Below are 14,108 nucleotides of genomic sequence, written 5' to 3' on the forward strand. Positions count from 1 at the left end.
TTGAGATGATTGGCAGATGACTAGACCAGCGTTATCTAGTGGTTGAGCTATTGGGTATGGGTGGATTTAGTCACAGCCACTGGAAAAGAAGAAGATGGTTGCCTCGAACTCAGCGCCCCCAAACAGGGTTGGATTTGGAAGAGTCGGACAAAGAATACGTGTCAGTAGGGCAGTTTAAAGCTTTCTTAGGGACTTCCAAATAAAAAGATCTCCCAATATTTCTTGTGGTGCCCAGAGCAGCGCCCCTTCGGGGTTCGCCAGTCGCCTGGGCGTGGGAAACCCTCCTCATGCGCGCTGGCTCACCGTGCGGGGGTTTCCCCCCTTGCCCCTTATCCCCACTCCGTGGGGGCCCCGAGTCCCGCAAGTGGCGTGCGACTGCGGGGCGTCCTCGCCCGCCACCAGCATAGGACGGGCGAGGACGCCCATCCCACAAGATGGAATGATTTATTTCTTGGAAGTTTCTTATGGCAGAGGTCAATCAAGTCAAAAAAACGTCATAATTTTTATAGGAATAAGTCTATCAATTTACTATTATCCAAAATAGATAGTCACATGAAAAGAATACATCTAAAGACAAATTGGTTCTTGAGTAAAAAATTAGCTAATCGCCTATTATTGCCATTTGTAGGAGTAGGAATAGCATTTTTGAGTGGTTGCTCAACAGTCACTTCTCAAAAAGTTCAACCTTTGCAAGAATCGGCTCAAGCAGTTCAAGAAACAAAAAATTCCAATAATCGTCCCCTCGTACCAACACCCGAAGATACTAATTTTGTAGTAGCAGTTGTCAATAAGGTAGAACCTGCAGTCGTACAAATTAACACTGAGAGAACAGTCAGAAGCCAAGTACCAGAAGAGTTTAATGACCCTTTCTTTGAGAGATTTTTTGGCGATCGCATACCGACACAGCCACAGGGAAGAGTCGAACGGGGTATTGGTTCTGGTTTTGTTATTAATTCTAACGGTCAAATTCTTACCAATGCTCACGTTGTTGATGGTGCGGATACAGTGACAGTCTCTTTTTCTGACGGTCGCACCGTGCAAGGTAAAGTAATGGGACAAGACAACGTGACGGATGTTGCAGTCGTTCAAGTTCCGAGTAATAATTTACCTGTTGTGGAATTGGCAAATTCTCAACAAGTGCAACCAGGACAGTGGGCGATCGCAATTGGCAATCCCCTTGGTTTGCAAGAAACTGTTACAGTGGGTGTAGTGAGCGCCACAGATCGTTCTGCAAGCGATATCGGTGCATCTGACAGACGAGTTGGATATATTCAAACGGATGCAGCCATCAATCCAGGAAACTCAGGTGGACCCCTGTTAAATGCTCGCGGTCAAGTCATTGGGGTGAACACAGCTATTATTAGCGGCGCTCAAGGAATAGGGTTTGCTATTCCCATTGATACAGCTAAACGCATAGCTCAGGAATTAATTACTAAAGGCAGAGTCGAACACCCTTATTTGGGTATTCAGATGGCACAAATTACACCTGAACTCAAGCAAAAACTTAACAATAGCCCTGCCGATATTCAAGTGCAAGCAGACAAAGGCATTCTCATTGTTCGCGTTGTTCCTGGTTCTCCAGCTGCTCGAGCGGGGTTGCGTGCGGGGGATGTGATTCAAAAAATTAACAATCAACCCGTAACGACAACTGACGCATTACAGCAGATAGTTGAGAAAACTGGCGTTGGTAGCACTATGCAAATAGAACTGCAACGCAATGGCAGAGGTTTGCAAGTCTCAGTGCAACCAGGTCCTCTTCCCACGCCTCAAGGTGGTTAGACTTGACAAATACTTTTAATCTTTAGTATCCGATCTTGCGCCAACAGAACTCTCGAAGAGAGTTCTGTTGGCGTTAGTATTTTCTTCATTGTTTAATTGGCGTTTACTTCTCATATCTTCCTGCCAATTGTTGAGTATATCCTTCACTAATATCTCTTTTATACAAATTTGAAAGACAATGACCAGAGGTATGGCAAGGAATAACCCTTAAAGGTTCTTCATCATCAACTAATAAGACGTGTGGCATTTTCTTCACACTTTAACAAACCTGTCTCTGGATAAGTAGTATATATTTTTACACCTCCTTCTTGAGATACAAATTAGGGATTGGAGATTGGGGAACTCGGGGTCCCCGAGTTCGCCAATCCCCAGATTACCTAATCTTGCTCAAATCCCAAGTGTAATAACCAAGCTTATTAGGAACTCTAGAGAATCTGCCAATTCGGTGACCTCTGGAAAGTTCATTATGGACAGCAGTTTTTATCTCCCTTAATTGTTCTGCATTTAAATCTCCATACAAGCCCGTGATGACATCTCCTACGCTGAAAATTCTCCCTGAATTTCTTTGCAATAGTATGCAAATGGCATCAATGAGAAACTTCCCTTCAAATTCCGCCAACATTGGCACTCGTCTTGCTTTAGGGAGTAAAAAGGGTTTCTTCTTTTTATTAGGTTTAACGGCTTTGGATTTGGCTTTCCCGTTTTGTGGAGTTACCAAACTTATATCGAGAGTGTAACAACCAGGTTCTTCTGGAACTGCTGACCAGTAACCCTTTTCTTTACCGTGTGTCAGTGAGGATTGCACCCTACTCTTGACGACTTTGAATAAACTTGACTCTAAATCCCCATACAGCGTTCGCACGATGAAATCTATGTGACAAACAGTTCCCATATTTTCTCGTAGGATGCTTTCAATTGCTTCGAGTCGAGGCAACCCGTGAAACTGAGGTTGCATCGGAACATCTGAGCCGGGAAGTGTGCGATCGTCATTCTCAAACAACATACGTTGTGGTGAGAACATGACCGTGGGTACTGTTGTAATTGCACCATTGATATGTTGTGGAGTAACCTCGGTTACACCATTCTCTTGCTTGCCATTGTCTTTTAACTCAAGCTGGATAAATTCTTCTTGCTTCAAGTTAGAGACGTTATTTGGTGCTTGTTGTAAGTGAGAGGCTTCTTGGGAATGAGTGGGAGGAAATGAGAGTGTTTCAACTATCGCTGTTTGGTTATCAAGTACGCCAGGTAGTGAATAATTCGACAAGATAGCTTCTACGTGAGTCAGTTGCGATCGCGCTTGCGTACTCAGACGTTCGTACTCTTCCACAAGAGCTGCGTAGTAGTCTCGCAATTCAACCAGTGGTTCAATCAAGGCTTGAGGAGGTGGTTCTAAGTGTGGTTTTGTCATCATAGGGTTTCATCTCAACCTAATTCAGTATCAGATTTGTAAGTCATTGGTCTAGGTTTGGCTTTATTAGAGGGCTTCATCAACGATTTTTTAGGTGCTTGAGGAGGACGGCATTGCTCGCAGTACAAAGGACGAGGCCCAAAAGTCTCGCGTTTGGACGATGTGCCGCACTCTTTGCAAACGAAGTTGAAAACTCGTGTATGAATCAAGCGTTTGTGTGCTCTAACGGTGTATTCTCTAACGTTGATTACTTTGCTGGTCATAGTTGTGAGTTGTGATTTTTGTCCTATCAATATAGTTCTTCAGGCAGGGTAAATTGCATTCTTGACATTTTTAGTGGCAAGTTTTTGCAATTGTTAGTCGATTTATGGAATATGCACGCCAATCTAGGATGATTGGAAGCGTGCTGTATTCCTCTGTTAGTACTTTGTCAAGTACCTGCAACCCGTCTAAAACAGCGTCTACTAGAAACTTGACGGTGCGTTTAGTTAAACTACACAACACCTTAAAGTGTTGTGTATAGAGGGTGTGCGAATCACTTCCTCGAAGCCTAACATTCCATCTAGCATTGCGTATGACGCCAAATACACCTCTCCAAAATTGGTAAAATCGATTCCCGTTACGCTTTCTCAGAAGCAAATCCAGGTCTGGGTCGGTTTGCGAGGTGTCAGCCACGTTAAAAGTAACGGATACTTGGTCAAAGCGCTTGAGTTCAGTTTTCAGAGCTTTGACTACCACGCTCTTGGAAAACTGGTTTAACTCACTGCGAGTGCGTTTGAAATGCTTTTTGTTACCAATTTCAATGGGGATAGACAAGTCTTTATAAACAACCTTATCAATATTTATCAGTAACTGCAAGGTCATGATATCCACTAAGGTTTTAATGCAACCTTGAATCCTGACATTAAAGGGAAGACAGTCAAGACCTCTAGCTACTTCAAACATAACACCTCGCAGTGATTCCGTAACGTCTTTTACAAGATACCAACCTCTTGCTTTGTTTTCAGTTTTTTCTGCCATCTTGGTCTCACCTCCTTCAATAAGTGTATTAAATCTATTCTGCAATAATAAAAGACGCTGACAAATTTACTATAGCTAGCTATACTGACAACTTTTTCTTCCCTTCTAGCTAGAAAACGGGGCAGTGGGTATTGGGCCTCCGTTGAAGCATCTGGCGTCATAGGAAATTATTTTCACACTTGGTTATGGGATTTTCCTGTGATGAACTGCCTTGAAAATAGGGAGTAGGCAGGAGGGAGTAGGGAGTACTAGAGCATGAGCCTACTCTTGAAAATAGAACCCTCGCAGAACATTGCTTTTTGTAAGTTTTCAGGAGGCTTGAATAGAGCGTAGGTATCAATACTATGCGATAACACAGGCGTTAACAACTCAAAAAGGTATATAGCAATCCTAAATCATTTATAAACAATTTTAAGTACTGTGGGGTGGGTAATACCCACCACCAGGTCTCTTGGTGGGTAATGCCCACCCTACGTGTACTTTATAAATCAAATAGGATTGCTATATTTATGTATTATTTCAATTAAAGCATTACAAATTCCCAGTTTACTCATTCAACGTTCAGCCTCTATAAAAACGACAAATTCTACTGTTGCTTTATTAGCTTCTGGTGTTAAACAGCACCCTCTGTCAACTGTGCTTATGCACCCTAAGCTGCCACTTACAGACAAAAAAATTTTATCCTGTTAATCCTTTTTAACAAGTTTAGACCTTGGGTTCCGGAACTTTACTTGCCCTCTTGGTACGATATGTGTTGATTCAATAAAAAGACTGACCCAAGATAGGTGTGGCTAATGGTCTTAAGATTTAGACTGGGAATTGTATCCAAACAAGAAAAGGGTAGGAAACGGTCTTTCTTGCCCTAACACCGAAGAACTCAGCTTTTAAAAAATTTTATGACTAAAACAGTAATTATTACAGGAGCAACTCAAGGTATTGGTAAAGCAACAGCAATTTTATTTGCTCGTAATGGGTATAATATTGTGCTAGCTGCGCGTCAAAAAGAACGTTTAGAAGCTACAGCAAGTGAGATACGTGCCTTAGGTCGAGAAGCACTTGCCATCTCTACTGATGTTAGAGATCCAGGACAAATAAAAAACTTAGTTGAGAAATCTCTTACTCATTTTGGTCATATAGATGTACTGATTAATAATGCTTCAATCTTTTTTCTAGGACCTGTGGAAGAGAGTTCCTTGAGTGATTGGCATCAAGTTATAGATACAAATCTCTGGGGATACATTTATACTATTCACGCACTCTTACCCTATTTTTTAGAACGAGGGAAGGGAACAATTGTGAATGTCAGTTCCATTGGCGGTCTAGATCCGATTCCTTTTCAAATACCCTACACCACGAGTAAATATGCTGTTACGGGATTAACTAAAGCCCTGCGAGCAGAATTATCGCCCAAAGGTGTTCGCGTTTGCGGAATTTATCCCAGCTTTATTCGCACTCGTTTGATGGAACGAGCGCTTTTTCGCGGTAAGGACGAGGAAATGGTTCGCAAACGCTATCAATTGATAGATAGAGCATTCCATAGCCCCCTGCTAGAGAAGCCTGAAGATGTGGCAAAGGCAATTTGGCAGGCGGTTAAGTATCAGCAGTCTGATGTACTGGTTGGTACGGCAAAGTTTTGGACAACAGCTTTTCATTTATTTCCTGGCTTGATGAAGTCAATTGTACGACAAGTTTTTGGCATGAGAGAGCGGTACAGTGACCAGTGACCAGTGACCAGTGACCAGTGAATCGGGGATTGGGGAGTCTAAATCTATCTAGTGGGTTACTTATTAAAAGAAATCGGAACATTCAAACAATAAGAAGGTATATATCGCTACTTCGTTGGAAAGATGTGGCGATCGCTCTATTAGTTTTAAACTACTTTCCGACTATTAATTTTAGTCGAGGATAAATTAGTGTCATACTTTGTGCTTTATTCTTTTGCGTTCCACCAGTTAGTTTTTTATTACCAATTCAATACTCAAGGAAAATGCCGTGAAAGCTAAAAGCTTACTTATTGGTTGTGCTTTAGTGCTAAGCATCACTCTTCCTGGTTATGCACAACAAACCCAGGAACAAAGGATAGAGCAAGTTGAGGGCTATTTAGTGACGCCCGAACAATTAAAATTTGATGAATCGCTTTTGCAGCAACTTAAGTTGCCAACAGGATTTAGCATTAACGTATTTGCCAAAGATTTAGGCAATCCTCGGATGCTGGCAGTTGCCCCTGATGGGACTATCTACGTGACTCGCCGCCAACAAGGTGATATATTAGCACTTCGCGATTCTAATAAGGATGGGTACGCCGACGAAATACAAACAATTGCATCGGGCTATGAATATATTAACGGCATCACAATTTACCAAAATCGTCTTTACTTTGTCACAGATAAAGAACTCTATGCCGCAGATTTGAACTCAGAAGGAACAATAGATGAAGTACGGGAGTTGATTAACGATTTGCCTGATGCAGGGCAACACCCAAACCGTACTCTTGCTTTTGGTCCTGATGGAATGCTCTACATCACAGTAGGCAGCACTTGTAACGCCTGTAATGACACAAATCCAGAAAGCGCTACTATCGTGCGATCGCAACCTGATGGTAGCATGCGAATGGTTTATGCGAAGGGATTGAGAAATACTATAGGCTTTGATTGGCATCCGGAGACCGGGGAACTATGGGCGATGGATCATGGTTCTGATTGGCGCGGTAACGAGCAACCACCAGAAGAATTAAATCTTTTACAAGAGGGTGCGAACTACGGATGGCCTTTTTGTTATGCGGATCGCCGTCCGGATGTATACTTATCTACAAATCCCATTGGCACAACTAAAGAAGAATACTGCGCTAACACACAACCACCGGTACTTACCTATACAGCTCACAGTGCGCCCTTAGCAATGTTATTCTACAAAGGATCTCAGTTTCCAGAAGAGTACCGTAACGATGCTTTTGTCACCATGCGCGGTTCTTGGAATCGCAACCCTCCCTCTGGTTATAAAGTTGTACGGGTGCGTTATGCAGATGGCAAACCAGTGGAATTTGAGGATTTTATCACCGGATTTTTGAACGAAGTTGCCTTAACTCAGTTTGGTAGACCAGTGGGTTTAGCAGTAGCGCCTGATGGTTCACTATTATTTACAGATGACACCAATGGAGTCATTTACCGAGTGTCATACACAGGTCAAGATAGCTAGTTATATTGCAATCCTATTTGATTTATGAAATGTAGTAGGGTGGGTAATGCCCACCACTAAATCTTTTGGTTGGCAATGCCCACCCTACTGTACTTAAAATTCTTTATAAATAATTTAGGACTGCTATAGATCCCTGACTTCTTAAAGAAGTCGGGATCTATAGAGATTTAATATAATAAATTACTCCCTTTAGATTAGAAAAATTATTACTGTATGTAGGGTGCGTCAGAGCTAAGCATAACGCATCATATATTTTATTAGGCAATATTTATACTGAGTGCGGTGTGTTAGGAGGCATTAACACACTCTACTAGTGCGTCTATTTAAAACGTTGCAGAATTTTTGCTTTCCTGTGGTTGGGAAATCCCCATGCAAAAGATTCATGCAACCAATTAAGGTAGACGTGCGATCGCAGAACTATGTTGGGGGCGTGTAATTAATGATAGTCAAATATGATGTAGAAGCAGAAGCATGGCAATTGCTGGAAAAATCAATTATTTATTATCAAGGTCGTCCGATTGGAACAGTAGCTGCTATTGAACCAGGTCCTGATGCACTGAATTACGACCAATGCTTTATTCGAGATTTTGTCTTATCAGCACTCGCGTTTTTGATTAAAGGTAAGCCTGAAATTGTACGTAACTTTTTGACGGAAACTCTTAGCTTGCAGAGTCAGGAACCACAAATAGATTCCTTTAAACCGGGTCCGGGACTTATGCCTGCTAGTTTTAAGGTAGAATCAGAGGATGGTCGCGAGTTTTTGACGGCGGATTTTGGAGAACACGCGATCGCAAAAGTCCCTCCTGTTGATTCTTGCTTGTGGTGGCTTATTTTACTGCGAGCATACGTCAAAGTGACTGGTGATATTTCACTTTTTCACCAAAAACACTTTCAAAAAGGAATCAAATTAATTCTACAAATGTGCCTCGTCCATAGGTTTGCCATGTATCCAACCATGTTAGTTCCCGATGGCTCTTTTATGATTGACCGTCGTATGGGCGTTTACGAACATCCTCTTGAGATTCAGGTTTTATTTTATACGGCTTTACGGGCGGCTGGCGATCTGCTATTAAGGAATGATGATAGCTCTTGCAACCTTTATAATAGCGTTCAAAAACGCTTAGCAAGCCTAACATATCATCTTCGAGAATACTATTGGATCGATCTCAAGCGCTTAAATGAAATTTATCGATACAAAGGTGATGAATTTGGCAAAGAAGTTGCTAATAAATTCAATATATACGCTGATTCAATTCCTCATTGGTTGATGGAATGGCTACCTGACTCTGGGGGTTATCTTGCTGGGAATTTAGGTCCCGGACGCATGGATTTTCGTTTTTTTACTGTAGGTAACTTATTGGCAATTATCACATCTCTAGCCAGCGATGGAGAATCTCAAAGCATTATGAATTTAATTGAAAAACGCTGGCATGATTTGGTTGGAAATATGCCTATGAAAATTTGTTTTCCTGCTCTAGAGGGTATAGAGTGGCGAATTGTAACGGGATGCGATCCAAAAAATACCCCCTGGTCTTATCACAATGGCGGCAATTGGCCTGTTTTACTTTGGTTGTTAACAGCAGCATCTCAAAAAACAAATCGCTTGGACTTAGCCTGTAAAGCGATGGAAATCGCTGAGAAACGTTTAGTTGAAGATTCCTGGCCCGAATATTACGATGGTAAAAATGGTCGATTAATTGGTAAAGAAGCTAGAAAATACCAAACTTGGACTGTTGCAGGTTTTTTAGTTGCGAAAGCGTTAATTGAGAATTCTCGGCATTTAGATTTATTCAGCTTTGAGAGTCACGAATATAGCAATCCGATTTGATTTGTAAAATACACGTAGGGTGGGTAGTGCTCACCAAAGCGCGAATGTGCGGCATAGCCCTACCTACAAAGCGACAAAGCGACATCTGTTAACTCTAAGATGCGGTCTAATCTAAAATCTTTTGCTAAATCTGCTAGAGCTAATTTTAGATTGCCATACTGGTCGGGAATTTGTTCGATTAACTGGAGCACTTTGTCATCCGCACAACTGGCTGCAGCCCAGTGAAGTTCTTGCTGCCACTCAGCAGGCATAACAGTGAGTTCGGCTGGGGTTAAATTCTCTGGCTTTTCTCCAGATTGAAGCGACAGCGATCGCTCTTCCTCCTCATAAACATAACGCACGCCCAAATGATGTGCAATTTTGTTAAAAAGTAAATCTTCGCGGAAAGGCTTACTGATAAAGTCGTCGCAACCAGCTGATATAACTAGAGCACGATTCGATTCAAAAGCGTAACCAGTTAAGGCAATAATAACGGTCGCTTGACCCTTCAAATGCGACTTAATCTGCTGAGTTGCCTCCAGACCATTCATTATCGGCATTTGCATATCCATAAGTATAAGGTCAGGTTCCCAACTTGACCATAGAGAAATAGCTTGCTCGCCATTTTCTGCTTCGCAGGTAGAAAAGCCAACGGATGTCAGGAGTCTGACTAAAAGTAACCGTTGAGACCACTCATCATCAACAACCAAAATGCGATATTTTTTCTGGTTGGGTGCTAACCCAACCACATGACCTGTTGGCTGAGAAAGTTGAATGTGAGTTTCTTGTGCTAGTTCTACGGGGATATCAAACATAAACGTAGCACCTTGACCCAAAGTACTACAGACTGATATGTCTCCGCCCATGAGCTGTACAAATTTACGGCTAATTGGTAACCCTAAACCAGTCCCCGATTGAGATTTATAACCTGTGGAACCTTGAGTAAATGCTTCAAATATAGAATTAATTTCTTCTGCTGCAACGCCAAGCCCTGTATCTGTAATCTCAAAGATTAGGGATTGGGGATTAGGGATTGGCGATTGGGAATTTTCTTCACTAGTCCCCAACGTTACACTTAATGTCACACTACCCGCGTCTGTAAATTTCATAGAATTACTGAGCAAGTTAATGAGTACTTGGCGCAATTTTCCCTCGTCAGTTTGCACGTATTGAGGAACGTCTTCTGCACGTTCAAAAATAAGTTGTAGATCTTTTGATTTAGCTTTGATCTGGAACATTTCTTGCAAGTTGTGCAAAAGCCGATATAAATCGAAGCTACTTTTGTTCAAGGTTATCCTACCTGCCTCAATTTTAGACATTTCCAGAATGTCATCAATTAGTTCCAGCAAATGCTCGCCGGAACGCATAATGAGGCTGAGATATTCTTGATGCTCGCTTGAAATATCATCGTTACGACACATGACTTGCGTAAAACCCAAGATGACATTTAAAGGTGTTCTCAACTCGTGACTCATGGAAGCCAAAAATTGAGTTTTGGATTTATTGGCAAGTTCTGCTGTTTCTAGTGCTTTTCTTAGTGTTGTTTCTGCTAGTTTGTGTTCGGTGATATCTACACAGGAACCAATATAACCATCAAAGTTGCCAAGAGGAGTAAATCTAGGAATCCCTGTATTGCAAACCCAACGATATTCGCCATCAGCACGCAAGAAACGATATTCCATACTAAATCGTTTGCGATCGCTAAAGGCTAGTATATAAGTACTCAAACAATGTCGCAAATCGTCTTGGTGAACTTTTTGCAGCCAACCATTACCGAGTTCTTGTTCCATCGTGCGTCCGGTAAAGTCGAGCCATGCTTGGTTGAAAAAATTTAAAAGGGCGTTTTTCCCTGACATCCAAATCATAACAGGCGCTGTATCTGCCATGGTGCGGAAGCGTTCTTCGCTTTCTCTGAATGCTGACTCTACCTGTTTGCGTTCGGTAATATCTACCGTATAACCCACAATTTCAATAGGGTAACCTGCTGCATCTCTAACTAGTCTCAATTGGTCGAACAGCCAATGGTAAGTCCCATCCGCGTGTAAAAAGCGATATTCGTGTGAATACCAACCAGTTATAAAAATTTTTTTAATACCCGTATAAATACGTTTGACATCATCAGAATGAATATGAGTCGTCCAAAAATCTCTATCTTCTAAAAATTCTCCTGCTTTATAGCCAAGAATCGTTTTAACATTCTCACTAATAAAAGTTGTGTGATAATTTCCCCCAGGTTGACAGCTAAATATGACTGCAGGAGACGATGAAAGCAAATGCTGCAGGCGTTCTGTCATTAAGCGCAATCCTAACTCTGCCTGTTTGCGATCGCGCAGTGCGATTTGTTTTTCAAGAATTTCTTGCTGCAACCGTGCGTTTTCTTCAGCAAGTTGTCGGGAAAGTCGGCGAATACTTAATTGATTCTCAACACGCGCCAAAACTTCTTCCATTTGAAAGGGATTGGAGATGTAATCTACTCCACCAACAGCAAAAGCTTTGACTTTATCAATCGCTTCATTTAAAGCACTGATAAAAATCACCGGAATATCTTTAGTTTGAGAAGATGCTTTCAATCTAGAGCAGATTTCATAACCGTCTATTTCCGGCATCATAATATCAAGCAATATTAAATCGGGAGAACTTGCCTCTACTGATATTAAAGCTAGCTGACCGTTGAGTGCAGGTCTCACTTTATATCCTTGTTGCGATAAAATTTCGACTAAAAGACGTAGATTAGCGGGGTTATCATCAACTACTAATATATTTCCCTTTAGTGGAGGAGTTGGCTCCGAACTCATAATTTAGGATATAATTGGTTGTGTTAAGGTTAAAATTTGTTGGTACTGAAAGTTGTGAACTAAATCCTCTAATATATTAGCTAATGACTCGTTTGTTTGGCGGATTTGGGTAATAAGACTTAGTATGACATCTGTATCTAGATTGAGAGTGGCTAGATAAAATCGCTCGATTAAATCCGGAGGTAAAGCAGCCATTTCGTGTGTCAGATTTGCGAGATCGGTTTGTTTGACGCTTTTTGTCTTAATGTTATTAAGCTCGGAATTGAGTTTTTCTTCTTCATAAACAAATCGAACTCCAAGGTGTTTTTGTAGCGCTTCAAAAATTTCTGACTCTCGGAATGGTTTGCGGATAAAGCTATCGCAACCAGTAGAGAGCGTGCTCGCTTTTTCTTCCTCTACAGAACTAGCCGTTAAAGCGACAAAGATTGTCGCTTGACCTTTGAGGGTCGATTTAATCTTTTGCATTGCTTCATATCCTTCCATAACAGGCATCCGCATATCCATAAATATGCAATGCGGTCGCCATTTTTCCCAAAGGTCAATAGCTTCTTGACCGTTGCTAGCTTCTTCAAGTTCAAACCCTATAGATTGAAGCAATTTTACCAGTAGTTGACGATTGAGGGGTTTGTCATCAACAATCAAAATACGGTATTGAGGCTGATTAGCTTCTAATGATACAACAGTACGTGATGGTTGTTTGCTTTCAATATCTGTAGCATCAATTACACTCACAGGAATGTCAAATTTAAAAGTTGTACCCACTCCTACGTGGCTACAAACGCTAATTTTACCTCCTAAAATATTTACGAACTTGCGTGTTATGGCTAAACCCAAACCCGTACCTTCATGAGATTCTTTTCCTGTTGTTGTTTGTACAAAAGCTTCAAAAAGTTGGTCTAACTCTTCAGCCGCAATTCCAGCACCCGTGTCTTCGACTTCAAAAGTGATTTGAGATTGGCGATTGGCGATTAGCGATTGGGTAAATTCCTTCCTTTTCTCCAATTCCCAGTCCCCAATCGCCAATCCCACTTTCACCAATACTCTACCTCGGTCTGTAAATTTGATTCCATTACTTATCAAGTTAATGAGTGCTTGGCGCAACTTCACTTCATCCGTCCGTATATATTTTGGAACATCAGGACTATAAGTACAGACTAACTCTAGCCCTTTCTCTCTTGCCCTTTGTTGAAACATATTTTCCAACTCATCCAGCAAGCAGTAAAGATCGAAGTTCTTTTCATTAAGAGTTGTACGCCCAGATTCCAGTTTTGAGAAATCTAAGACTTGATTAATCAATGACAGCAAGTGTTCGCCACTACGGATAATAATGTTAGCATTTTCTAGATTTTCTACAGATAAATTGGGAGTGCGTTGGATTAATCGAGAAAAGCCAAGAATTGCATTTAAAGGCGATCGCAATTCATGGCTCATATTAGCAATGAAGAGGCTTTTAGCTTTGTTTGCCACTTCTGCAGCCTCTTTGGCTTGGGCTAGTTCGATATTTAACTGCGCTACCTTACGAGCGGCTAGTCGCATTTCGATCTCATCGATGACAACTGCTGCTAGATCGCTCAAAATAGACTTCTCGTCTTTAGAGATAGAACGAGGTTGTTTGTCAATAACGCACAATGTGCCTAGGTTATAACCATCATAGGTTGTCAGGGGCGCGGCTGCATAAAAACGCAAACCCATTTCACCCGCAACTAGGGGATTTGCTAAGGAACGCACATCTTTACTTGCATCTACAATTGAATAAACGTCGTTAGAAAGAATTGCCGATGCACACAAACCAGGCGATCGCTCTATTTGTTCTACATCCAAACCGTAGTGAGACTTGAACCATATGCGATCGCTATCCACCAAGCTTACAATAGCAATAGGTACTTTTAAAAGTCTAGCAGCAATTGAAGTGATGCGATCGAACGCGCCATCAGGAGGTGTATCCAAAATCTCATACCGTTGTAAAACCTTTAAGCGATCGCTTTCCTCTTGAGGACTAAATTGTCGATTGCTAGCCATGTCGTGCATTGATAACTTAATGAATTGCGTTTTCGCTCATTTCATCATAACAACTCAACACAAACGTTCTGTTTTCAGGCTTGTG

The 14,108-nt window shown here is 41.5% G+C and carries 10 protein-coding genes and 1 pseudogene; 5 read left to right on the forward strand and 6 right to left on the reverse strand.

All coding sequences use genetic code 11. The features are described 5' to 3' along the window. Positions 1–552: 552 nt before the first annotated feature. Complete coding sequence (locus tag ACKTT2_RS46320) at positions 553–1,779, forward strand: HhoA/HhoB/HtrA family serine endopeptidase (RefSeq protein WP_407899477.1); 1,227 nt, start codon at positions 553–555, stop codon at positions 1,777–1,779. Between the two features lie 15 nt (positions 1,780–1,794). Here the strand turns inward: ACKTT2_RS46320 and ACKTT2_RS46325 are convergent. The 4 genes and pseudogenes from ACKTT2_RS46325 to ACKTT2_RS46340 all read right to left on the reverse strand — a co-directional run. Next, a pseudogene (locus ACKTT2_RS46325) lies at positions 1,795–1,986 on the reverse strand (AI-2E family transporter); the annotation flags it as partial. A 166-nt stretch (positions 1,987–2,152) separates the two neighbouring features. Next, positions 2,153–3,190: a hypothetical protein gene (locus tag ACKTT2_RS46330; RefSeq protein ID WP_407899479.1), complete on the reverse strand. Its 1,038-nt coding sequence runs from the start codon at positions 3,188–3,190 to the stop codon at positions 2,153–2,155. A gap of 11 nt (positions 3,191–3,201) precedes the next feature. Continuing rightward, positions 3,202–3,450: a hypothetical protein gene (locus tag ACKTT2_RS46335; protein WP_407899481.1), complete on the reverse strand. Its 249-nt coding sequence runs from the start codon at positions 3,448–3,450 to the stop codon at positions 3,202–3,204. A gap of 70 nt (positions 3,451–3,520) precedes the next feature. After that, positions 3,521–4,207, reverse strand: coding sequence for a hypothetical protein (locus ACKTT2_RS46340; protein WP_407899483.1), 687 nt, complete (start codon positions 4,205–4,207; stop codon positions 3,521–3,523). Positions 4,208–5,103: 896 nt separating this feature from the next. Between ACKTT2_RS46340 and ACKTT2_RS46345 the strand changes: the two genes are divergently transcribed. The 4 genes from ACKTT2_RS46345 (at position 5,104) to ACKTT2_RS46360 (ending at position 9,230) form a co-directional block, all read left to right on the forward strand. Next, complete coding sequence (locus ACKTT2_RS46345) at positions 5,104–5,931, forward strand: SDR family NAD(P)-dependent oxidoreductase (RefSeq protein WP_407899485.1); 828 nt, start codon at positions 5,104–5,106, stop codon at positions 5,929–5,931. A gap of 17 nt (positions 5,932–5,948) precedes the next feature. Then, entirely contained in the window at positions 5,949–6,116 is a 168-nt protein-coding gene (locus tag ACKTT2_RS46350) for a hypothetical protein (RefSeq protein ID WP_407899487.1), read from the forward strand. 83 nt (positions 6,117–6,199) lie between these two features. Beyond that, complete coding sequence (locus ACKTT2_RS46355; protein WP_407899489.1) at positions 6,200–7,402, forward strand: PQQ-dependent sugar dehydrogenase; 1,203 nt, start codon at positions 6,200–6,202, stop codon at positions 7,400–7,402. Positions 7,403–7,841: 439 nt separating this feature from the next. After that, positions 7,842–9,230 (forward strand): glycoside hydrolase 100 family protein, encoded by a 1,389-nt coding sequence (locus ACKTT2_RS46360; protein WP_407899491.1) that lies wholly within the window; start codon positions 7,842–7,844, stop codon positions 9,228–9,230. Positions 9,231–9,289: 59 nt separating this feature from the next. On the opposite strand, the gene ACKTT2_RS46365 is transcribed toward ACKTT2_RS46360, so the two are convergent. After that, positions 9,290–12,004 carry a response regulator gene (locus ACKTT2_RS46365; RefSeq protein ID WP_407899493.1) on the reverse strand — a complete coding sequence of 905 codons (2,715 nt, stop codon included), beginning with the start codon at positions 12,002–12,004 and terminating at the stop codon, positions 9,290–9,292. A 3-nt stretch (positions 12,005–12,007) separates the two neighbouring features. Then, on the reverse strand, positions 12,008–14,032 hold the full coding sequence (locus ACKTT2_RS46370) for a response regulator (RefSeq protein WP_407899495.1): 2,025 nt from the start codon (positions 14,030–14,032) through the stop codon (positions 12,008–12,010). Between the last annotated feature and the right edge of the window lie 76 nt (positions 14,033–14,108).

It is taken from the genome of Scytonema hankhaensis NUACC26 (genome assembly GCF_045865695.1).
GTDB lineage: Bacteria > Cyanobacteriota > Cyanobacteriia > Cyanobacteriales > Nostocaceae > Scytonema.

Coding starts and splice junctions, on each gene's coding strand:
- ACKTT2_RS46320 (WP_407899477.1), top strand. CDS start 553: ATGAAAAGAATACATCTAAAGACAAATTGGTTCTTGAGTAAAAAATTA.
- ACKTT2_RS46330 (WP_407899479.1), bottom strand. CDS start 3,190: ATGATGACAAAACCACACTTAGAACCACCTCCTCAAGCCTTGATTGAA.
- ACKTT2_RS46335 (WP_407899481.1), bottom strand. CDS start 3,450: ATGACCAGCAAAGTAATCAACGTTAGAGAATACACCGTTAGAGCACAC.
- ACKTT2_RS46340 (WP_407899483.1), bottom strand. CDS start 4,207: ATGGCAGAAAAAACTGAAAACAAAGCAAGAGGTTGGTATCTTGTAAAA.
- ACKTT2_RS46345 (WP_407899485.1), top strand. CDS start 5,104: ATGACTAAAACAGTAATTATTACAGGAGCAACTCAAGGTATTGGTAAA.
- ACKTT2_RS46360 (WP_407899491.1), top strand. CDS start 7,842: ATGATAGTCAAATATGATGTAGAAGCAGAAGCATGGCAATTGCTGGAA.
- ACKTT2_RS46365 (WP_407899493.1), bottom strand. CDS start 12,004: ATGAGTTCGGAGCCAACTCCTCCACTAAAGGGAAATATATTAGTAGTT.
- ACKTT2_RS46370 (WP_407899495.1), bottom strand. CDS start 14,032: ATGCACGACATGGCTAGCAATCGACAATTTAGTCCTCAAGAGGAAAGC.